We start from the raw sequence: 22,391 nt of genomic DNA, 5'->3' as shown, positions 1-22,391 counted from the left end.
CCCTCACGTATTACTCCTTCTAAGGGCCCCGTACACCCCAATTATGAGCACTGATACCAGGAGAGACACCGCAAGCCATGTGTAGTCATATCCTCCCCTCATACCTGTGGGTGTAACGTTAACCACTTCAGCGGGCGGTACCACAGCCCCTGAGGGGACCTCACTCACAGCACCTGAAACAGTGTACACCGCATGCACAATCACAGTCTCCCCTACACCGCCGTGTTCACCCTCCTCGGGTGGCTTCACGGGTGAAACCTCCTGTATCATGAATATCACTGTACTGTAGACCACGTTCACTCCATCCGTGGCCCTCACAACCAGTGTGTAAACACCCGGTGAACTTACCGGGCCCCCTGTGTAGAGTTTGCCGTTTAGTGTTGCGAACCACCCCTCAAGGTTGTCATCGTCAACTGATATGAGGGGTTTTACTGTACCGGTGTACCTTCCGCCACCTGATACGCCTGTAACCCTGATAACCGGTGCCCTGCCATCGTACTTGTAGGTTGAGCCGTACTGGTCTATGAGGATGCTGAAGAATTTATAGACACCAGGGGTGATGTTACCGGTCCACTCTGAACCTGAGATGGGGTTTCCATCCTCATCGAGGACCTCAACGGTTATCCTGTAACTGTCTGTGTCAACCCCGAAGGCCTGTATCCTGAGCTCCCCTATACCTGCAGGTATCACCATGACCTGTGGTTCACTGTAGGGGCTGTTGTAGAATGCGCTGGCACCGAAGTCGTTGACTATTCTCTGACCCTCAGGACGTGTGGGGTCATATCCTATCCTGCGGCCGTCAGGTGCTGTTACAAGGAGTGCCACAGGTGAATAGGCTGCCAGGTATATCCTTGAGGGTTTACCCTGCGTGCCCCCCTTTATGAGGGGGAGGAGACGCATTATATCGGTGTTTGATGATAGCATCTCGGGTATGAAGCTACCACTCCTTCTAAGGTACTCTGAGGCATATCTCTCATATATGGGTATTGCGGCGTCCCATGAACTCCTATCGGATGTTGGCCAGTTCCTCACTATCCTGGCTATCTTGAGCAGGGTATCATAGAAGTATCCCCCTGCACCGTACCAGAGCCTTCCAGCCGTCGCAGGGTAGGTGACGTCATCAACTGTGATTCTGTCAGGTGATACAAGCCTGAAGGTACTGACCAGTGCCTCCCGGGCATTGTGGAAGCTGTACTCTGCGTCCGAGTATGCTACTGCAACATTCGATGATGCATGGACATCATCCCACCTTGTGAAGCTTGCTATCTTGAAGAAGACCTTCAGTGTCGTCACCACGATCTTACCGTAGGGGTTTTTGCTGACCACATCGAGGACAGCATCCTTGATCAGGCTGACGGTTGTTTTACCTATGTGTTCAGCCACCTTGCGAGCTATATCCCTTTTCACCGTGTCTATACTCGCTGATAGGAATTCACTGATGGCCTCATGTGTACTTCCAGATGTGTATGGGAGGATGGCTGTCAGCTGTGGCCGGTAGTTCTCTGCAACCCTCAGCTGCCACATGCACTTGAAGACGTACTCCCAGAGTTCCCTCTGGAAGTCAAGTTCTCCCTTAACAAACTCTGCTATCTCAAGGACATCACCCACGACACTCTCCTCAAACTTGTTACCCGCCTTCTTGGCCTTCATCTCCCTCAGTTTCTCCACGGCATCGTTTATTTTACTTGCACCGGTGAGTCCCGTTGAGAACCAGGATAGTGCCTGTTCAACCCCTGTGAGCGTGGCTGGTGTTGATCCATCACCCAGTATGAGGCCTATCATGTCCTTTATAACCTCATCGTCGTCAGGGATCGGGGCCGGGTCTGAGACCAGCCATGCGATTCCCCAGAGTAACCAGCCGCTCCAGCTTCCTGCGGAGTCCTCAATCCAGTCCCTGGTTGACTGGGGTATGAGTTCAGGGGATGTGACATTGAAGGTGGTGTAGAAGGCCTTTCTCTGGGCCGCCTGGAATATCATGCGTTTGAGGTCCATGTCCCCGATCTCATAGTAGTTGCTTCCAACCTTCTTGAGTACCTGTATCTCCAGGAGTGTTCCATAGGTTGATACAAGTTCATTGCCTGAGTAAAGGTAGCCTGGTTTTCCCCCAGCGTAGTCTGGTCCCCAGACGAGGTATATGCAGTAGTCCTCTCCATTGTACCTGATAGTCTGCCAGAGGGCTGGCTGTCCACGGGCAGTTGTGAAGCTCCATGTGTAGGGCCCCATTTTTGGGAGTACAACCCCATAGATAGTCCTTATGTCCTGGCTGACGTATCCGGTGAAGGTTTTGAGGCCTCCAAGTTCACTGAAGGGTGTGAAGTAGGCCCTCTGCAGTGTTTGATCGTAGCTGGCTGTTCCGTTTATGATTCCGCCTGCGGAGTTCCTGAGGTGGAAGACATCTGAACTGAACCTTGCAGCATCCAGGGGAACCTTGAACCAGGCCCATATTGTTGGTTTGAGTTTAACGTCCTCCTCACCGAAGTCCGGGTACACGAAATCCACTATGGACTTAACAAATTCAATGTGGTCTATCTTTGATGAGACAGAGACCGTCATACCCGCGCTGTTCTGGTACCAGTTCACGGTCTCCCATACGAATATCACCTTCAGGTTGGCTGTGTTAAGGCCCTCGGGTATCTTCACAATGTAGTTCTTCCATATCCTTCCGTCAGCTCCCCTTCTGGATGCGACACTGTTATCCACAATACCTGCCCGGTTCACCCATGGGGCTTCATGTCTGACGTAGAGTATTGCAGGGGGGTTCAGGGTGCTTAGGAGGTCAAAGCCGCGAATTCCCTTGGTGTTATTCACCAGAAGGTTGTATCCTCGCCCATCGTCGAAGTAGACCAGTATACCTCCACCCCACCCCCAGTAAACGTTGTTGATGACCTCTATATCGGTCATCCACAGTGAGAGGTATTCTGCATCAGCCACATTAATATATGGGGTCTCTGCTATGGTGAAGGCAAGCTGCCCACCCATTGGGAGTATGATGTTATCCGATCTTTCTGAGTATCTCCTGAGGAGATTGTTGCTGGGTCCATCCATTGCACAGTAACCGTGAAGGGCGCTGCTGCCAGGTTTGAAGTAGTATGAACTGTTGGTTTTCAGGTAATGGGTGTGGTTTCCTGAGTACACCCCGATGTCAGGGATGTACATGTACCTCTCATTGAAGTTCTGTAGGCTTACAGGTGTCCTTTCAAGGTGATAGAATCCTGTGTCCAGTGTCCCTGAGAATCCCCTGCCATCGGTAACTGTAAGGCTCACCGTGTGCGGGCCCTCTGTAAAGTTTCCTGTAACCTCATATCTCACAGTACACATGTAGGGAAGAGTGCCAGGGGTTATGATGGGCTGCGATGCTACCGTGGAGCCATCCACCTTAAGCATGAATTTATTGAATCCACCATCTGAGTTCTCCTGCACATCAAATATCATAATCAGGGTTTCATTTTCCTCTGAGACCATATCAATACTCTTTTCTATGATTTCAGGGTTTCCGGTGAAGCTTGAGAAGCGCAGTTCAGATGTCTCCTCGTTACCTGCCCTGTCCCTTACTGTAACCTGGAGTGTGTGCTGGCCATCGCTGAGGAAGCCATATAACCTGGGATTGTATTTTACCTCAATGGATTCAAGTGATGCTGTATAGTTATAATTGTAGCCATATATGCCTGAGATTAAAGGATCAGAATATGTTCTCCCTCCATACTGAAGCCTACCTGTTATATCAGTACCGTCAAGTAGTACCCTCAGGTCCTGAGGGACAGGATCAGGCATTCTGTCATACATTCTGTTATAATAAACCATTAGTTTGCCCCTCCAGAGACCTGATGGTCCAGTATCTGATACCCTGAAGCTCAGTAAGGTGCCCGGTCTCACGGTGCTATTCTCCCTTGGAGCTGTGAACTGGACAAGAGGCTTTGATGTGTCAATGAGAATCCTGTAGACCACACTCCGGAAGTTTCCAAGGATGTCGGTGGCATTCATCACTATCTCATGGTAGCCGTCAGAGGGGGCTGAGATGTTCACCGTGAATGTGGTTGCCGTAAAGCTTGATGTCACATTGCAGGTTTTTGATGTTGCATTGAAACTGAAAATTCCGGTAAGGTCCTTAAGTATGCCTCCGATAGGGGTATTTCTTGATTTGATCACATCAGGATCTGTTAATATGATTTCAGGTCCCGTGGTGTCGACGATTGTTGAACCACCCAGTGTGTTTGAGAATGCCCCATCCATCCCCACAGCCATGATGGTGAAGTGTATCTCCCCATCGGGTGCCATGAACGTCCTCTGCCAGTCCCTCAACCATCCGCTCCAGTATCCATCTATTCTATCCTCAAATCCTCCAAGTTCAACACTGTTGGATGGTATCTCAAAGAGAAGGGAAACCGACCTTACAGGTTCACTTATATCTGCGGTTATATGCATGCTTTCCCTTCCAGGTACAAATGCGGGCGTCACCCTGAGGTTGCTTATGGTGGGGCCTGAAGCATAGGACACGAAGATCCTCCAGTCCACTGATGTGCCGAGGCCCTGGGGATCAATTGCGATGGCGGTGAGTTTGTGCCATCCAGCTGAGATGCCTGATAGTGTCGCTGTCATTGCCCAGCTTCCTGTGAGGCTGTTACCTGTTATCATGGTTGCAACTGGCAGATTATCAAGGAGGATCTTTGAATCAACAAATGAGAGTCCATTTCCAGGGTCATTCCTCACAGACACCGTTACCGGTATCTCTGTGGGCTTCCTGAAGAATGACCCATCCTGGGGGCTAATAGATGTGATAACTGGCGGGTTACCTGTCGGTGGCAGGTACTGGAATGTCCAGGTCGCTGTTACCTCACCTGGCACCTCAGCCCTGGCTGTGCATGGGCCCCTGGGGGGCATTGAGGAGGGCGTGAATATGAGCCAGTCCCCTGTCCATGAGAGTATTCCAGGGATTGGTGTCCCTGTGGCGGCTGTTCCAGGGTAGAGGTTCAGTGTGGCCGCAGCACCATCCCTTCCACCGAAGAGCCTCACACCCACACTCTGGAGTTCCCTGAGGACCTCCCCTGGTGAGGGGGACCTGTCCATTACGAAGGTCCTGAAGACAATATCCTGGTGGAGGTGCTCCCCGTTTCCAAGGAGGAAGTAGACGGACTCTGCCCTATCAGTGACATATGCTGTGAGTATGTGGTAGCCTGGTATGATATCAGTGAACTCGAATCTGCCATCGGGGCCTGTAATCATACTGATGGCACCATCCAGGACCACCTCACCCTGGAGGGGCCCGGCCCAGCAGAGTATCTGGCCCTCAATCATAGTTGAGAGGAATGGCTGAAGTGGCTGGTTGTGTTCAAAATCCTCACCAACTTCAGGGAATAACCAGAGGTCCCTTACAGGTACGTAGCCTGGTTTTTCAAAGTCCAGGGTGTAGGGTATCCAGGGTTGGAGTGACTGGAAGCTGTATGATCCATCTGTACCGGTGAGTGCCACAAGTTCAAGGTCAACAAATTCGCCTCTGTATCTTCTGAAGGTCACTGTGACACCACCCAGCGGGAGACCTGTTACAGCGTCTGTTACTGTACCATGGATGCCTGAGTATGGACCAGGATACAGTATGATCTCCCTGAATAGGGCTGATGTTTCCTGGAGATCAACTGCTTCTGATGCAGGCTCATAGGGGTATAGTGCTGCTGTAAGGTTATATGATCCTGATATTGGGATGGCTATCTCATATCTTCCCTCAGAGTCTGTGATGGTGGATGCAACTGATGTACCATCCATTAAAAGTTCCACAAGCGCCCCCTCCAGAGGTGAGGGGTCCCTTTCAAAGTTCGCATGGAGCACCCGACCATAAACGGAGTTTTTAAGGTGCAGTTCAAAGTCCACAGGGATTATTAGGTTGGGCGCAATAGTGGTGGCCTTGCTCACAGGGATGTGGGTGGGGCTGGAGGCTGTGAAGATGTAGTTCCCTGCTGGAAGGTCGAAGCTGTAGAAGCCACTGGAATCTGTAGTGTTTGAGATGCTGGGGTAACCCACCCTTGAGGCTGTGACGGTTATCCCTGAAAGAGGCTCACCAGGGAAGTTCCTTATGTAACCCTGCACCCTGCCTGTTTCCTCAACATCAAGCTGAAGCGTGAACACCCTGTTCACAGGTAACTCCCCGGGCAGTATATCAACTGTGAGGTTCCTGTAACCATCCTTTGAGAATACGAGCCTCATAAGGTTGGCTGTTGTTCCATAGAGGTTACATGTGAATCTACCTGATGAATCTGTTCTTACTGAATTCCATTCAACAGGCTGGTCTGCATTTATGTAGAGGAGGTCCACCTTAACATTGAATACTGGAACCCCCACATCATCAACCACAGTACCTTTTATCTCACAGGGCACCGTCCTTGGCACCAGTGTGACATTGACAGTCAGGTTCCTGTCCTCTGTGAGGGTGTACCAGTAGCCGTCCCAGTAATAGTAGTTATAAGGGTAGAGGGAGATGTCCCAGTACTCTGAGGCAGGGCAGTGTTCAAATACAGCAAGACCATCAGCACCTGTGGTGCCACTGAATGTGTCCGGGCCAAAGAGGTAGACGGTTTCACCCACCACAGGGTTGCCGTTAATGTCAGTAACATTAACAGTTATGTTTGAGGGCCAGAGGTCCAGCTGTATGTCACGGGTTGTGACACCCTCCCCGATTAACATGTAGATGTCTGCGTCACGGTAGTGTGACAGGTAGGTTTTGAGGTGACCTGAGAGGCCTGATACCAGTTCAGGGTAATTCTGGGTTGTGAAGACGTATAACCCATCTGAATTCGTCTCGCTCCATATGGATGTGTATCCTGGATGTGTTTCAGGCCAGAAGTACAGCCTGACACCCCGTAGCGGTGCACCCGTTGAGTCATAGACATGACCCTGCAGTGTCACAGGAAGTCCCTTCCTTATGAGCCTCACCGTCACTAACTCACTGCCACCATCAGTGATTGTGAAATTACCGGTGACCGGTACATAGCCGTAGGGCCCCACCGTGTAGGTCCAGAGGCCATCGGGGATGTGGTTGAAGAGTGCAACACCATCCGCCCCTGTGACCCTGTAGAGGTGGGCGGGTCCATCAAGCTGGATCCCCACTCCACTCAGTGGCTCCCCATCCCAGTTCAGTACTGTGAAGGAGGCTGAACCGTCATAGTAGCCCATAACGATGTTATGCACGTTTTCAGAGGACATGTTCAGGGCTATGACTGCATGGTAGGGCCTGTAGAGTGGGTGATAAGCGTGGATGTCATATGTCCCTGTATCTGAGGGTCCAACACCATAGAAGAGGTAATGGCCTCCCTCATCAAGGCCCGCGTTCAGCTCAACAGGTTCACCATTCTGGGTGTAGCTGAGGGTAACATCCGCGTATACGATGTTATCGTCGGGGTCACTCACATAACCCCCCAGTGTGGTTTCATGTTCAAGTTCAATTTCCCTGTAATCCCCTGTTTCAGGGACTGTGAAGGTCTCAGCGTAGGGTTTATACATCCACATCTGCACAGTGAGTGTCACGGGCACACCTGATGTGAGGATGGGGTGGTCATCTGTGCTGAAGGCGTACTCCCCACTGGAACTGGTGTACCTGCTTAACCGGAATGAGCCTGATTCGAGGACAACCTCGGCACCATCAATGGGTGTTCCCCTATCAACCACGGTTCCCCTAACCTCAACCGGAAGCCCGAATCTTATAAGTTGGATGCTGAGGGTGTTTTTACCATCATCAACCTGAATTGCCCTGGTTTCAGGGGCGTAGAGTGGATGTGAAACATTAAGGGTGAGTTCTCCAGTCTCGACGGCCAGTTTAACTGAGCCATCCTCACCGGTGTATCCCTCCATTCCAGCGAATGAGATAACAGCATCTTCAACAGGCTCCCCACTTGAATTGGTGACGTTAACCGTGAGGAGCGCCCTCTCATCTAGGATTATATCAAGTGTTATGTCGTCACCTGGCTGGAGGGTAAGGTCACTGCTCCAGGGATGGTAACCGTAGGCATCCACCATTACCCCCCTCACGAGGGGGACCTCATCCTCTCTGAACTCAAAGTAGAACTTCCCATAGGGGTCGGTGTACTCTGTGCGGTTCTCGCCCTCAAGAAGGACGTTTACAGGGATATCTGATGGCAGGGTCTCCTGGCCCCTCACAGTGCCCCGGAGGGAGGTGCGGTACTCCATTTCAAGATCAAAGCGTGATGATTCACCAGGGTCCATGAGGATGTTGTACCTCTCTGTGAAGAGGTCGCCGCGGAAAGCCACGAGGGCAAGGTAGGCCTGTATGACGCCGGGGTGTTCATCAAAGTATCTTCCATAATTTACCATATATCTGCCAGCGGAATCGGTGTAGTTCTCTGCTATGGTGACGTCCAGCTGGTCACGGACCTCAACGATGACGTTCTCCAGTGGCGCGCCGGTGGTGTCATAGACGGTACCGTAGAAGGAGTTGGGGTATGCAAGTTCAAAGTTGACCTCGAGGGGTTCATTCACGTCAAGGATAAGTGATGATGGGGTGTAATTTTCGGCTGATGCCACAACTTCATAGGTGCCCGGGGGTAAGATAAGGTTGTAGGCCCCTGATGAACTGGTGGTGTTCTCAGCAACCGTCACACAATCCTGCAGGGCCCTTACAGTTGCATTTTCTATCGGATCCCCATTCCAGGACTTCACTGTCCCGTATGGGTCAATGCCAGGTGGTGGTATCGCCGACTCGTTGAGTTCAGCAGCAGAAACAGGACATGTAATTGCCAGAATACTCAGTAGAAGTATAAAAAGAGCAATTCCAGTGTATGCACCTTTTCTTAAAGAGGAGAATCCATCAGTAATATCATTCAAGATTTACCCCCCAGAACCCCTTTAGTATAAATATTATTTTATTCTCTCTCGCTGTATTTAAAATTTTTTAATTTAAGATTTAAAAAAATAAAAGTTCTTAAAACAATGGTTTTTCATATTAAAGTAATATCTTGATAAAAGGTAGACCTTTCACCTGAAACCGGCATATGAGAGTATTTCCCCTCTTTTTTCTCCCAGTATCTCCGAGGCCCTCTCCAGGCACTCTTCAATAACTGATTCAAGTTCTTCATCACCAGCCCAGTGCTCCTCCAGAAAGGCGTATCCGTGGCGGGATGCAAGCTCATCAACAACCACAGCGCAGATGTAAACGTCGTCAATGTATCCATGTGGACCATAGATCTCCTCGGGTATCACATCGTAGGGGGCCACCAGGTAGCCCATGGCGGCGGATATCCTCAGCCTCTCCTCACTCAGCACCTCATCAGTCCTAAGCACTTCAGCCAGCAGCCGGAAGAGATCCGGTGCGTAGTCCACTATCCTCTCATATTCTCCACGGTAACTGTTAATGTTCTCCCGTAAAACATCATAGAAATGTGTGAAATCCATAAGAAACACCTCAATCACCCAAATGCGTAAATTCCATCAGGTTATACCCCACAGAAGTTCCTGAACACGCACCTTGAGCAGAACTGATTCCTGCGGGGCTCGAAGCACTCACTCCTTATTTTCTCAACTGTCTCCTCTATCCTCTCCCTTACAGTGAACTGGGGGTCGGAGTCAAATGATATCCTCATGGAGTCCCTGATGGCGTATGCAGAGAGCCTGTCAAAATTGTATCTCTCCCTCAGTGCATACTCGTAGGTTCTGAGCTGGTATTCGAGTCCCATCCTCTCAATCCCCCCATGTTCCCGGGCCTTGAAGTCCACAAGCTCCAGTTCACCCTCAGAGTTCCTGATGATGAGGTCGGTCCGACCCTCTATTATTATATCATCGTCGGGTATGGAGAAGGGCTCCTCCACCGAGACAACCTCCTCTATATGGTCCCTGCTGTCATGGTAGTAGTTGAGGAGTTCCCTTTCAAGGCGCCTCTTTTTCAACTCATCGTCTCTCCCCATGGGTATCCAGCACCTTTCAACGATTTCCCTTATGAATGCCCCGTTTATATTCTCTGAATTCTTCATTCCAAGGTGTAACTCTTCGAGGCACCTGTGTAGTATGATACCGTAGCGCTGCATGAAGGTTTCCGGGTAGACGAAGCCGTAATGGTAGATCATCATGTACCTGAAGGGGCACTCCTCGTAGGTGAAGAGGGCCGAGAAGTTGATCCGTAGGGGCTCCTCTGACCACTCCCTCTCAAGGCACCCCTCGATGGATGTGCACTCACACTCGTATATACCGCACTTCTCCCTTAACTCGGTGATGTATGGTGAGATCCCCACCTTCCTCGTGTTGATTCTGGGTGCGGTGGAGATGATAAGTGCATCCTGGGCCCTTGTCATTGCAACATAGAAGAGCCGTCGGTCTTCATCCTCCTGTTCTCCAGATGATAGGAGCAGTTCCCGGGGGATGGGCACCAGTTCCTTCCTCTTCCTTTTTCTGCCCGGGAACCTTCCATTTATTACAGAGCAGATGAACACAACAGGAAACTCAAGACCCTTTGCCTGGTGGACTGTCATCACCTTCACTGAGGCCGGGTCCTCCAGGACGGCCTCGTCATGGTGGAGATGATGGGGGAGGAGGTAGAGGTACCAGAGGATGTCCTGTATCCTGGCACCTGGTTTTATGGTTTCATACTTGTCTATGAGTGAACTGAGCTTTGCAAGGTTGAATATCCTTGCCCTGCTCTTGTCACTACCATCAAGGAGGAGTCTTCTGAGGTAACCTGTCACCTCCAGTATCCTGTAGAAGGTCTGGAGCACCGTAAGTGAGCCCTTTTCAAGTTCCTCCCTGATCCTGTTGAGGCCGAGTATCTTCTCTGCATCTTCACCCCGGATACCAGCATCCTCCAGTTCCTGGAGGGAGTTGAAATCCGAGAGTTTCACATCCCTCTCAAGGGATTCAAGGGCCTCCAGTGTTTCCCTACTTAGATCCAGGAATTCACCGCGGAACATGGAGATGTTCCACCAGCCACCCCACCTTCCACTGAATTTACCATCGTAATTGGGGGGGTCCACGTAGGCCAGGAAGTAGAGCATGCTCCTTATCTCGTATCTCTTGAGGAATGATCCGTCACCGCGGACTATGTAGGGGATCCCCTCCCTCCTGAGCTCCCTGAGTACCTTGTCTGCATGGTAGCGCACACTCCTGAATAGAAGTGCAACGTATCCGTAGTCAGGGATTTTGCCTGTGGCTTTGAGTTTCTTTATGAGGGCTACTATGTTCCTGGCCTCGGAGTTAACATCACGGCTCCTGAGTATCACAACGTCTGTTCCGCCATCCCTCACAGGCTTTATGGTTTTCCGGTAGTGTCTCTCCCCCCTCATGAACCTGTCGGCTGTGAGAACTATCCCAGCCCTTGACCTGAAGTTGTCCTCAAGGAAAACCACCTCTGCATTGTATTTGTCCCTGAACCTTATGAAGTTCTCGGGGGTGGCGCCCCTGAAGCCGTAGATGCTCTGGTCCTCATCCCCAACGACGCATATGCTTGATTCGGGCCCTGCTATCGTCCTGAATATCCTCTCCTGGATTGGGCTCGTGTCCTGGTACTCGTCGATCATTATGTACCTGTATTTATTTCTGACAGATTCAAGGACATCCTCGTTTGATTTAAGGAGGATGTAAACCTCCTTTTCAAGTCCAGGGAAGTCTATCTTCTTCTCCTCCCTCAGGGCATTCAGGTATTGGCTGTAGCAAGCTGCCATGCCATGGTATCTCTTCTTATGAGGGTAATGTTTTTTGAGGGCCTCCATGAGTTCATCGGGGTCCACGTAGTTCTCGGTGCACCTGTTGAAGAATTCTATTGCCTCATGAATCTCACCCATCTTCATGAAACTGTTAAGCCCGATCCTGTAGAAGACTGACCTTAGGAACATGAGCTGTGACTCCTCGTCCAGGATCTCGAATCCCGCTCCAAGGTCATGTTCCTCGGGGTGCTCCCTGAGTATGGTGCTGCAGAATGAGTGTATGGTTGATATATGCATGAGTTCGGCGTCCAGTCCAACGCAGTTTATGAGCCTTGACTTCAGCTCATCTGCAGCCTTCTCTGTGAAGGTTATAACAAGTATATTCTCCGGGCTAACCCCCTTTCTTTTAACAAGGTAAGCTGTCCTCTCAACAAGAACCCTTGTTTTCCCGGCACCTGGTCCTGCCACAATTACAAGTGGCCCGTCGGTCTTCTTAACGGCCCTCTTCTGGTTCTCTGTACATGCCTCCCCTTTCCTGCAGAGTGATCCTGTCATCGTGACTGTTTCATAGATTGGGTGGTGAATATATTAATGTTTTCCCCGTTTGATGGAATTTTTCTGGTGAAGAATTATTAAGTCACAGCATACATACAATCTACAATGAACCCCGCAGACCCCATCCTCAACGCATTCCTTGCAACCGTCTTCACCTGGCTCATGACACTTGCAGGGGCTGCCCTGGTCTTTCTCCCTGTGAGGGCTGAGAGGAAACTCCTTGACTCCTCACTTGGCTTTGCAGCGGGTATAATGATCGCTGCAAGTTTCTGGTCTCTCCTGGTTCCTGCAATTGAACTTTCAGCCATCAACGGATATGCAGAGTGGTTACCCCCGGCCCTCGGGTTCCTTGCAGGTGGACTCTTCCTTTCAGGTGTGGATAAGATCATACCCCACCTTCACCCTGGATGCGACCCTGAGGATGCAGAGGGGCTCCCCACGACCTGGAGGAGGAACAGGCTCCTTCTCCTTGCCGTTGCCATACACAACATCCCTGAGGGCCTTGCGGTTGGTGTTGCCTTCGGGGCCGCTGCAGCCACAGGTGCACTTGCAGCCCCCATCACCCTTGCCCTGGGTATAGGCATACAGAATCTGCCTGAGGGGGCCGCGGTCTCCCTCCCACTGAGGGGTGAGGGCCTGTCCAGGTGGAGGAGTTTCACCTACGGCCAGGTATCGGGCCTGGTTGAAATCCTTGGTGGCCTTGCAGGCGCTATTCTGGTTTACTCATTCTCAGGGGTCATGCCCTACGCCCTGGGCTTTGCTGCTGGTGCCATGCTATTCGTGGTGATAGAGGACATCATCCCCGAGTGCCAGAGCGGGAGTAACACGGACCTTGCAACTGTATCCGCCCTTTTAGGCTTTGTTCTCATGATGATACTTGACCTGGCACTTTCCTGAAATTTTTTCAGAAATTGGTCTGAAAGAATATTCACTATCATATTTTATTAGGGATGTTATACATAATATTCAGAGGTGATAGTATGGCCAGGGTTACCCGTGAAATGGTTGAAAATTCAGGTATAAATGTGGATGAACTTGTTGAACTCCTTGTGAAGAACGCGGCTGCGGAACTCACAAACTTCTACTACTACACGATACTCAGGGCCAACCTGATAGGCCTTGATGGTGAGGGGATAAAGGAGATAGCGGAATCTGCAAGGATAGAGGACCGGAACCACTTTGAGGCACTTGTCCCAAGGATATACGAGCTTGGAGGTGAACTCCCACAGGATATGAAGGAGTTCCATGATATCTCAGGATGCCCCCCGCATACCTCCCTGAGAAGACCACTGACACCATGAAGATACTTGAGGTCCTTGTTGCCGCAGAGAGGTGCGCTGTGAGGCAGTACACCCACATATGCAATATAACTGCCGGTAAGGACCACAGGACCTATGACCTTGCACTCTCAATACTCCATGAGGAGATACAGCATGAGTCCTGGTTCTCAGAGTTCCTGGGTGAGGGCCCATCAGGGCACTTCATGAGGCGCGGTGAAACCTCACCCTTTGTGAGGAAATTCCTTGAATAACTTCTCTCCGGGTGCTGGGGTACGGGAGTTCATCTGGATATTAATAAAGAAACTGGGGATCAGAAGTGAAGCGCTTTGGTGGTGGAATGAGGGAGTTCACACCCGAGGATCTCAGAAGATTTGATGGAATTTCAGGTCCCGCATACGTTGCATGCGACGGCAGGGTTTACGATGTATCAGAGAGCTTCCTATGGAGGGATGGGCGCCACCAGGTAATCCACAGTGCAGGAAGGGATCTCACCCATGAACTGGAGAAAGCCCCCCATGGCAGGGAACTCCTTGAAAGGTTCCCAGTGATGGGTACCCTTAAGGTGAAATGAGGGCTTCAGATGGCAGACTTCAGGTGCACGGTATGCAATTACATCTTCCATGAGGAACATGAGGGTGAATTCGACTCCCTCCCAGTGGAATGGCGCTGCCCGGTCTGCAACGCGCCCAAGGACGCGTTTGTGAGGCTGGGGTCCAGGGCCAGGGAAACAGGGAGGACGGTCTCGGATGTCTTTATAGCACAGCTTGCAGCCTGGGGTGTGAGGTACATCTTCGGGATCCCGGGAACCTCAACACTGGGACTTGTTGATGCCATAAGGAGGAACAGTGACGTGAAGTACATACAGGTACGCCATGAGGCGTCGGCGGCATTCATGGCCTCAGCCTATGGCAAACTCACAGGAAACCCTGCGGTTTGCATGGCAGTCGCCGGCCCGGGGGCATCGAACCTCATAACCGGGCTTCTGGACGCGGCCCTTGACAGGTCACCGGTTATAGCTGTGACAGGACAGGTTGAGACCTACAGGATCGGGACAGGTGCAAGTCAGGAGATAGACCAGCACAGCCTCTTCGAGTCCCTGACAGTGTACAACATGACCCTCATAAGCCCTGATGAGACCCCGGAGATTGTAAGGGATGCCCTGAAACACGCCATCATCGAGAGGGGTGTTTCACATATTGATGTCCCCAGGGACGTCCAGACAATGGAGTGCACTGCCGGTGTAAGACCACTCACCGGTTCGATCGCCCCTGTATCGGTGACCGTACCCAGACGCCAGTTACAGAATGCTGCATCCTTAATTGATTCTGCAGAGCGCCCCATCATAATCGCTGGATTCGGGGCGCTTGAAGCGGCGGAGAGTGTTGTTGAACTTGCAGAGAGGATAGGGGCCGGGATTGTGACCACATTCAGGGGCAAGGGGGTTGTTGATAACCACCACCCCCTTTACCTGGGCTGTCACGGGAGCCTGGGGTCCGCTGCGGCGGCCGAGGCCGTAAGGAAATCGGATCTCCTCATTGTTATAGGGTCATCCTTTTCTGACCTCACCCAGCTACCCCCTGGGAGGATCCTGCAGATTGACATAGACCCCCTCATGATCGCAAGGCGCCACCCGGTTGAGATGGGACTTGAGGGTCGATCCTCACTCACAGTACCCGAGCTTCTCTCCATGACCCGCGAGAGGAGGAGGGAGTCCTACAGGGCAGAGCTCAGGAAACTCAGGGAGAGGTGGCTGGCCCTTCTTGAATCTGAAATAGACTCATCCTCAAGGCCCCTGAGGCCACAGTACATAATGGCTGTCCTCAATGACCTCCTTGATGAGGGGGCCATCATATCCCTTGATGTTGGTGAGAACGGCTGGTGGTTTGGAAGGAACTTCCAGATGAAGGGCACCCAGAGGCTCCTCTTCTCAGGGTACCTTGGCTCAATGGGATTCGGGCTTCCGGCTGCAATTGCGGCGCAGCTGGAGTTCCCTGACAGGGAGGTTGCATGTATAACAGGTGATGGAGGGTTTTCCATGGTCATGGCTGAATTTCTAACCGCTGTGAAGTACCATCTCCCTGTGAAGGTCTTCATACTCAACAACAGGAGCCTCGGGATGATAATGCAGGAGCAGCTGGTTGAGGGTTTCCCCAACTGGCAGACCGAACTCCAGAACTGTGACTTCGCAGGGTTCGCTGAGAACTGTGGCGGCCGGGGAATCCGGGTCACCGAACCAGACAAACTGGAGGATGCTGTTTCAGATGCCCTCAGAACAGAGGGACCTGTGGTAGTGGACATCAAAACCGACCCAAGGCGCTTCATCTGATTACATGGACCGCAGATGCCTTGAATTCAAGCCAGACCTCTGAGCCTGTGGTGATCCCCATCTCATGGAGTGACCTCGCTGTCAGGTGTACAGTGAGTGTCTCACCGCCACACCTGACCTCCAGTTCCTGGAGGGAGCCTGAATCACGTATCGCTTTAACTGTGCCGCGGAGCTGGTTCAGTGCACTTGAATTCACCCTCCCCCATGATATGGTTATATCCTCGGGCCTCACGGTGGCTGAAACCATGCCCTCGGCCTCCTCTGACGAGTAGATACTCACACCGTCACATTCTATGATGGTCACACCGTCGGGGGTGACCCTGGCCCTCCCCCTGAGTATGTTCTCTGCACCCACGAACTCTGCAACGAACCTGCTCGCCGGCCTCCTGAAGACCTCCATGGGTTCACCCACCTGGAGAATCCTCCTGTTGAGTATGGCGATCCTGTCAGAGAGCTTCTGGCCCTGGATGAGGTCATGGGTTGTGAGTATCACCGTAACGTCAAGTTCAGCTATGACCTCCTCCATCCTCCTGGTGGATACAGGGTCAAGGCTGGATGTTGCCTCATCCAGGAGCACAAGTTCAGGCCGGTTTATGAGTACCTGGGCAAGTGCCAGGCGCTGCCTCTCACCACCCGATAGTTCAGTGGTCTTCCTTGAGGCGTCCTCAAGGCCCACCAGTTCAAGGACCTCCCGGACCTCCCGGGCCTCCGGTTTCATCCCCCTCACATGGGGACCGTAGAGGACACTCTCCCTTATGGTACCACGAAATACCGGGGTGTTCTGGAATACCATGCCCATCCTCCTCCTGACATCCACCTCCCTCTTCTCAGCCACGTTCTCGCCCTGGAAGATTATCTCGCCACTGTCAGGCTTTTCCAGGAGGTTTATTATACGTAGGAGTGTGGATTTCCCCGCCCCTGTGGGCCCTATGATCCCGAGGGTCTCACCCTCCCTGACCTTAAGGTTCACATCATCCAGGACCCTTACGTCCCCGTAGGTCTTTTCTATCCCGTGGAGTTCAAGCACGTTCATGATTATTTCTCCTGGAAGTGGTTGAGTACTGTGTTAACGGCCAGTGATATGATGAGGAGTATTATCCCCAGGGCTATTGATAGTTCAAGGTTCCCCCTTGAGGTTTCCAGTGATATGGCGGTTGTTATGACCCTTGTGAAGCCCCGTATGTTTCCACCGAGCATTATGGCGGCCCCGACCTCTGAGATTGCCCTCCCGAATCCCAGGATGACTGCGGCCATGACAGCGTACCTTGCCTCCTCCAGAACCCTCACCATAACCTGGAACTCGGTGGCGCCCAGGGATCTTGCAAGGTCCCTGAGCTCCGGTTTAACACTTCTGAGGGCTGTGATGCTGAAGCCTGTGACCAGCGGGAGGATGAGTATGGTCTGGCCGAGTATCATACCGGCAGGTGTGAAGAGGAGGTTGAGCGGACCCAGTGGCCCTGAGCGTGAGATGAGCAGGAATACAAAGAGGCCCACAAGTACAGTGGGGATGCTGTAGAGGGTCTGTATCACATTCAGGAGAACCCTCTTTCCCTTGAACTCCCGCAGGTCAATCATCGCCGCTGCCGGCACCGCAATTATAGATGCCAGGACCGTGGATGAGACTGAAACCATGAGTGTCCTTGCTGTTATGTCAATGAGTTCAGGGTCAAGTGATGCCATGAGTTCAATGGCCCTTATGAATCCTGTGATTATTTCGTTCATGATTTTCGCCCTGAAGTTTTAAGTTTATAGCTGTATTCAGTTTTCCGGTTCTTTTCCTCCATTGAGGGCCCTGAAGAGGGACTGGCCATATTTATCCTTTCCGTACTCTGATATGAGCCTCTGGCACTCATCACTCAGGAGGAAGTCAACGAATTTCTCTGCAGCCGCGCTGTTCACGCCCCTCACCTTCTGTGGGTTCACGGGTATTGCTGCGTAGACGTTGAGGAGTGAACTGTCCTCTGTGAGGTACGTGACGAGGTTTATCCCATCCCTGAGGGCAAGATATGTGCCTGAATCTGTGAGTGTGTAGGCGCCCTTCTGGTCTGCAACCCTGAGTGTGTCGCCCATCCCGCTCCCGGTTTCAATGTACCATGCTGAGCCATTGACTGTGGCGTTGTAGTCTGTTACGTTTTTCCAGATCTTTATTTCCCTTGAATTGGTGCCGGAGTTGTCCCCCCTTGATACGAATTTCACAGAGGGGTTGCTGGCTGCTGCCTCAAGGATCCTCCTGAATGCGTCCTCTGCAGATTTGGCTTCACTGATATTCGCGGGGTCACTCTTTGGTCCCACGATGTAGAAGTAGTTGTAGGCGAAGGGGTATCTTCCTGTGCCATAACCCTCCTTTATGAACTCCTTCTCTCTGGTTTTGTCGTGCACTATGACGAGGTCGGCGTCACCCCTTTTTCCCCGCTCAAGGGCTATGCCCGTACCGCCTGAAACTATCTGCACATCGATAGTGGGGTACCTCTTCTCGAATGCTGCCTCCACACTCTCAAGGAGCCCTGTATCCTCAAGGCTTGTTGTTGTGGATATTCTGAGTACCTGCCTCTTTCCATTGTCTGATATCCCATAAATGGCTGCCCCTATGATCACTGCAATAAGAGCTACCATGGCAACGTATTTTTTCTCCATAAGTGGAACCTCCATTACAACAGATATACTGTATCGACATGCAATATATATGCATATCGATGTCATGGCGGAACAATGGGCCGTGTCAGCTATATAAATAAAAGAGTTGTTGTCCTCAAAATATTAAAAAGCCTTTAAATTTTTTCTCAAATAAATAAATGGAGTTAATTATTAAGGTTAATAGCCCTTATACATCTAAAATCCTCAAAAAGGAAAAATCAGAGCCTAACCCTTATACTTCTTCTCAAATCTTCTCCATGACCTTGCAATGTAGGGTTCGCACTTATCAAGCTCGGTTAAAAGGCACATCCTTATGGTATCAGTTTTGATCTCCTCCTCGCCCTTTATCTTCTCAGTAACGGTCTGGTAGACCTTCTCAATGATCTCCCTCTTCTCCTCGGGACTGTAACCTGCATCAATGGCAGCCTTCTCAAGTGAGGCCCGTATCTTTGATGGGTCATAGGCTTCCCTTGAACCCCTTCTCTTTATCACATTCATAATGATCACCCTGTATATTATGTTCATCTTTCAATAAATTTTTTCCAGTTAAAAGGGGGGGCGACCTCATAAAGCTTATTCAAAACAGATTATAAAAATACTGGTATTCAAACAGATGGTGCTGGAATGACTCTCTGGAAAAGAATATCTGAAATGGATGTGGCCGGGGCACTCGATGAACTTGGAACATCAACCGGAGGCCTCCAAGAGACGGAGGCCCAGGGTAGACTTGAGATCCACGGCCCCAATGAGATCCAGTTCAGAAAACCCCACCCAATCTTCCGTTTTCTGAAGCAGTTTCAGAGCCTCCTGGTATATATACTTCTCACCGTTGCAGTATTCACGGCATTCATAGGAGAATGGATTGACACCGCTGTAATCACAGGAGTTGTGGTTCTGAACTCCATCATCGGCTTCATACAGGAGGGGAAGGCCTCTGAGGCCATCGAGTCACTTCAGAAGTTCACGGAATCATACTCCACCGTAATCAGGGAAGGAAAAGAAATGAGAATTCCCGCAAGACTCCTCGTTCCAGGTGACATAACCGTGCTGGGAGTCGGTGAAAGGGTGCCTGCAGATATAAGGCTAATCGAATCAAAGAACCTGCATGTGGATGAATCGGCCCTCACAGGGGAGTCAGTCCCTGTTGAAAAGGACCCCTCCCCCCTCAAAGGGGAGGATATCCTCAGGGGTGAATTCAGGAACATCCTCTTCAGCGGGACGCTGATAACAGAGGGTAGGGCGCTGGGTGCCGTGATTTCAACTGGGAGGGAAACAGAGCTTGGCAGGATAGCAGAGAGGGTGAAGGAGGTTGATGTTAAAACACCGCTCCTTGAGAAGATCGATGAATTCTCAAGGACGATAGCACTGGCTGTTGTGTCCCTTGCAGTTTTCAATTTCATAGCCGCAATCCTGTTTGGATACGATGCGGTACTATCCTTCCTTGCATCAACATCTCTGGCTGTGGCTGCAATCCCCGAGGGTCTTCCGGCGGTCCTCACCGTGACCCTTGCCCTTGCAGTTAGGGCCATGGCGGAGAGGAATGCCATAGTAAGGAACCTCCCTTCGGTGGAGACACTTGGAAGTGTCACCGTGATATGTTCCGATAAGACAGGGACACTCACAAGGAACGAGATGACAGTGAAATCCATATACGCGGGAGGGGTCAACTATGAGGTGGAGGGGGTGGGCTACAGTGATGATGGTGAAATAACACTCGATGGTTCCAGAATCAAAGAGCCCCCCGAGCCACTCCTCAGGATACTTAAATGCGGCCTCAACTGCAACAACGCATCAGTTGCTGATGAAAGGCTCCATGGTGACCCCACAGAGGTGGCACTCATCGTGGCGGCCCACAAGGGAGGTGTAAGGGAGAGAGCTGGAAGGGTCGATGAGGTGCCCTTTGACTCCACAAGGAAGTACATGGCGGTCCTCACAGAGGACGGCTTAATACAGGCAAAAGGGTCCCCCGAGCAGATAATTGAGATGTGCAGCCATGAACTAACGGAGAAAGGATTGAAATCCATTGAAAAAGATAGACTGATGGATAAGATACATGAAATGGCATCAGAGGGTATGAGGGTTCTTGCATTTGCAGAGAAAAGGCATTCAGGTACCGGGATCCATGACTACGACCTCAACGACATGACCCTTCTGGGATTCCAGGGCATGATTGACCCCCCAAGACCCGAGGCCATTGAGGCCGTTGGAAAATGCAAATCCGCAGGTATAAGGATCATCATGATAACAGGGGACCATGCTGCCACCGCAGGGACCGTTGCAGCTGAACTTGGAATAGAAACAGGCAGGGTACTCACTGGCCCCGAATTATCATCAATGGGCACTGATGAGATCAGAAAATCCCTGGAGGACTGCAACGTTTTTGCAAGGGTAACCCCTGATCACAAGTACACCCTGACAGAGATTCTGAGGGAGAACGGTGAGATCGTGGCAATGACAGGTGATGGGGTGAATGATGCCCCTGCACTTAAAATGGCGGATATTGGCGTTGCAATGGGTAGCGGAACAGAGGTTGCAAGGGAATCAGCTGATATGGTCCTTGCAGATGATAACTTCGCCACCATCGTTGCGGCTGTAAGTGAGGGGAGGAACGTCTATGAGAGGATAAGGAGGATAATATACTATGTCCTCCCAACAAGCGGGGGCCAGGCCCTCATAATACTCCTCTCATTCCTCCTCGCACCTGTAAGCCCCACCTTCAGCGCCAGCCTGCCGCTTCTCCCCCTCCAGATACTGTGGATAAACATGTTTGATGGTGTCTTCCTCGCCCTCCCCCTGGTTGCAGAGGCCTCAGACGAATCTGTCCTTGAAAAACCACCAAGGGACCCCGGGACTGGAATAGTGGACTACACCTTCATAAGGAAGGTTGGCCTGGTATCCGCTGCAATGGCCATCTCAGGACTCGCTGTGTTCTATATAGGGGTCTCAAGGGGACTTGATGTTACCGTGGCAAGGACTGTGACCTTCACCACGGTGATTCTTGTACATGTCTTCTATCTCCTCACAGCAAGGTCACTGGATAAATCCGTCATCAGGATTCCCCTGACCAACAGGTGGGTGGCGACCGGTATAATCATAACCGTGACAGTTACCCTTTTCATAGTGTACGTCCCGGGCCTTGAGGTCATATTCAGGACGTCTCCATTTCCATCTGAGTGGTGGGGGATAATAATACCATTCTCACTCACAGGTCTCATCTCAATAGAGGCCGAGAAGTACATAATGGGGAGGTTGAAGGATGAATGAGTGCAGGGAGAACGGTTCATGGAAGAGGAAGCTGCTTACGGCAATAAGGATATTCCTTGTGGTTATGGGTCTGATAATAGTGGTCTTCGGTGCCGGGGGCACAAAGGTCTTCGGCCTTATGACGCTCCTTGCGGTGGTCGTGGTGTACCTCCCGGCCCTCAGGCACCCCGATGGCCTCAGCGTCATCCCGGTTGAGATAGAGATCCTCTTCCTCACCGTGGTTGCACTGGAGTATATACTGGGCAATACCTTCGGCCTCTACGGGAGAATAGCCTACTATGACAAGTTCATGCACTTCACAGTCCCCTTCATAGTGGCCCTCATCGGAATGATGCTCCTCTACACCGCCTACGTCTACGGGAAGATAAGGACCAGCCTCCTCATAATGGCGTTCCTCATAATATTCGTGACACTGGGTATAGGAGCCCTCCTTGAACTGGTTGAGTACGGCTACGACCACCACCTCTACAGGCACATAGAGCACTTCCTCCCCACTGGCCCCACCCAGGGGTCACCGGTGATGGACCCCCTCACCGACACCATGATGGACCTCCTCACAGATCTCATAGGAGGTATATTCGGGGCAGTTACGGGTATAATACTCATAAAAAGGGCTGAGGAGAAGAACTACTGCCTTGACTGGGTCGATGAGATCGCAAGGTTTGAGGGGATAGATGAAGAAGAGTGATAACCCTAAATGAA

General features: G+C 51.3%; 14 protein-coding genes. 7 read left to right on the top strand and 7 right to left on the bottom strand.

The window, feature by feature from the left end; translation table 11 throughout:
- Nucleotides 1-3 precede the first annotated feature (3 nt).
- The 3 genes from QFX30_RS00620 to QFX30_RS00610 form a co-directional block, all read right to left on the bottom strand.
- Nucleotides 4-8,826, bottom strand: coding sequence for a carboxypeptidase regulatory-like domain-containing protein (locus tag QFX30_RS00620; protein ID WP_300486780.1), 8,823 nt, complete (start codon nt 8,824-8,826; stop codon nt 4-6).
- Between the two features lie 150 nt (nt 8,827-8,976).
- Nucleotides 8,977-9,393 (bottom strand): YkvA family protein, encoded by a 417-nt coding sequence (locus QFX30_RS00615; protein ID WP_300486778.1) that lies wholly within the window; start codon nt 9,391-9,393, stop codon nt 8,977-8,979.
- 41 nt (nt 9,394-9,434) lie between these two features.
- Complete coding sequence (locus tag QFX30_RS00610; protein WP_300486775.1) at nt 9,435-12,185, bottom strand: ATP-dependent DNA helicase; 2,751 nt, start codon at nt 12,183-12,185, stop codon at nt 9,435-9,437.
- 105 nt (nt 12,186-12,290) lie between these two features.
- Here QFX30_RS00610 and QFX30_RS00605 point away from each other — a divergent pair, with 105 nt between their 5' ends.
- From QFX30_RS00605 to QFX30_RS00585, 5 genes are all read left to right on the top strand, one after another.
- Nucleotides 12,291-13,082 carry a ZIP family metal transporter gene (locus QFX30_RS00605; RefSeq protein ID WP_300486773.1) on the top strand — a complete coding sequence of 264 codons (792 nt, stop codon included), beginning with the start codon at nt 12,291-12,293 and terminating at the stop codon, nt 13,080-13,082.
- A gap of 83 nt (nt 13,083-13,165) precedes the next feature.
- A complete protein-coding gene (locus tag QFX30_RS00600; protein ID WP_300486771.1) occupies nt 13,166-13,486 on the top strand; it encodes a ferritin-like domain-containing protein in 321 nt (106 codons plus the stop codon).
- On the top strand, nt 13,483-13,716 hold the full coding sequence (locus QFX30_RS00595) for a ferritin-like domain-containing protein (RefSeq protein WP_300486768.1): 234 nt from the start codon (nt 13,483-13,485) through the stop codon (nt 13,714-13,716). Before QFX30_RS00600 ends, QFX30_RS00595 begins: the two co-directional genes overlap by 4 nt.
- Nucleotides 13,717-13,781: 65 nt before the next feature.
- A complete protein-coding gene (locus QFX30_RS00590; protein WP_300486765.1) occupies nt 13,782-14,036 on the top strand; it encodes a cytochrome b5 domain-containing protein in 255 nt (84 codons plus the stop codon).
- A gap of 9 nt (nt 14,037-14,045) precedes the next feature.
- Nucleotides 14,046-15,791 carry a thiamine pyrophosphate-dependent enzyme gene (locus tag QFX30_RS00585; protein WP_300486761.1) on the top strand — a complete coding sequence of 582 codons (1,746 nt, stop codon included), beginning with the start codon at nt 14,046-14,048 and terminating at the stop codon, nt 15,789-15,791.
- Here QFX30_RS00585 and QFX30_RS00580 read toward each other — a convergent pair.
- From QFX30_RS00580 to QFX30_RS00565, 4 genes are all read right to left on the bottom strand, one after another.
- Nucleotides 15,784-16,824: an ABC transporter ATP-binding protein gene (locus tag QFX30_RS00580; protein ID WP_300486758.1), complete on the bottom strand. Its 1,041-nt coding sequence runs from the start codon at nt 16,822-16,824 to the stop codon at nt 15,784-15,786. The two genes, QFX30_RS00585 and QFX30_RS00580, sit on opposite strands and share 8 nt — an antisense overlap.
- Before the next feature lie 2 nt (nt 16,825-16,826).
- Entirely contained in the window at nt 16,827-17,513 is a 687-nt protein-coding gene (locus tag QFX30_RS00575; protein ID WP_300486755.1) for an ABC transporter permease, read from the bottom strand.
- Between the two features lie 36 nt (nt 17,514-17,549).
- A complete protein-coding gene (locus QFX30_RS00570) occupies nt 17,550-18,425 on the bottom strand; it encodes a substrate-binding domain-containing protein (protein ID WP_300486752.1) in 876 nt (291 codons plus the stop codon).
- Between the two features lie 225 nt (nt 18,426-18,650).
- A complete protein-coding gene (locus QFX30_RS00565; RefSeq protein ID WP_013295694.1) occupies nt 18,651-18,923 on the bottom strand; it encodes an ATP cone domain-containing protein in 273 nt (90 codons plus the stop codon).
- Nucleotides 18,924-19,049: 126 nt separating this feature from the next.
- Here QFX30_RS00565 and QFX30_RS00560 point away from each other — a divergent pair, with 126 nt between their 5' ends.
- The gene (locus QFX30_RS00560; protein WP_300486749.1) at nt 19,050-21,689 is read left to right on the top strand and encodes an HAD-IC family P-type ATPase; all 2,640 of its coding nucleotides are present in this window, start codon (nt 19,050-19,052) and stop codon (nt 21,687-21,689) included.
- On the top strand, nt 21,682-22,377 hold the full coding sequence (locus QFX30_RS00555) for a hypothetical protein (RefSeq protein WP_300486746.1): 696 nt from the start codon (nt 21,682-21,684) through the stop codon (nt 22,375-22,377). Before QFX30_RS00560 ends, QFX30_RS00555 begins: the two co-directional genes overlap by 8 nt.
- Nucleotides 22,378-22,391 lie beyond the last annotated feature (14 nt).

The organism is Methanothermobacter sp. (assembly GCF_030055435.1).
Taxonomy (GTDB): Archaea; Methanobacteriota; Methanobacteria; order Methanobacteriales; family Methanothermobacteraceae; genus Methanothermobacter.
The sequence above is the reverse complement of the archived record's forward strand: the minus strand, read 5'-3'. Positions and strand labels throughout refer to the sequence as shown.

What these genes read in the sequence shown, in the direction of transcription:
- QFX30_RS00615 (WP_300486778.1), bottom strand. Translation starts at nt 9,393, where the DNA reads ATGGATTTCACACATTTCTATGATGTTTTACGGGAGAACATTAACAGT.
- QFX30_RS00610 (WP_300486775.1), bottom strand. Translation starts at nt 12,185, where the DNA reads ATGACAGGATCACTCTGCAGGAAAGGGGAGGCATGTACAGAGAACCAG.
- QFX30_RS00605 (WP_300486773.1), top strand. Translation starts at nt 12,291, where the DNA reads ATGAACCCCGCAGACCCCATCCTCAACGCATTCCTTGCAACCGTCTTC.
- QFX30_RS00600 (WP_300486771.1), top strand. Translation starts at nt 13,166, where the DNA reads ATGGCCAGGGTTACCCGTGAAATGGTTGAAAATTCAGGTATAAATGTG.
- QFX30_RS00595 (WP_300486768.1), top strand. Translation starts at nt 13,483, where the DNA reads ATGAAGATACTTGAGGTCCTTGTTGCCGCAGAGAGGTGCGCTGTGAGG.
- QFX30_RS00585 (WP_300486761.1), top strand. Translation starts at nt 14,046, where the DNA reads ATGGCAGACTTCAGGTGCACGGTATGCAATTACATCTTCCATGAGGAA.
- QFX30_RS00580 (WP_300486758.1), bottom strand. Translation starts at nt 16,824, where the DNA reads ATGAACGTGCTTGAACTCCACGGGATAGAAAAGACCTACGGGGACGTA.
- QFX30_RS00575 (WP_300486755.1), bottom strand. Translation starts at nt 17,513, where the DNA reads ATGAACGAAATAATCACAGGATTCATAAGGGCCATTGAACTCATGGCA.
- QFX30_RS00570 (WP_300486752.1), bottom strand. Translation starts at nt 18,425, where the DNA reads ATGGAGAAAAAATACGTTGCCATGGTAGCTCTTATTGCAGTGATCATA.
- QFX30_RS00565 (WP_013295694.1), bottom strand. Translation starts at nt 18,923, where the DNA reads ATGAATGTGATAAAGAGAAGGGGTTCAAGGGAAGCCTATGACCCATCA.
- QFX30_RS00560 (WP_300486749.1), top strand. Translation starts at nt 19,050, where the DNA reads ATGACTCTCTGGAAAAGAATATCTGAAATGGATGTGGCCGGGGCACTC.
- QFX30_RS00555 (WP_300486746.1), top strand. Translation starts at nt 21,682, where the DNA reads ATGAATGAGTGCAGGGAGAACGGTTCATGGAAGAGGAAGCTGCTTACG.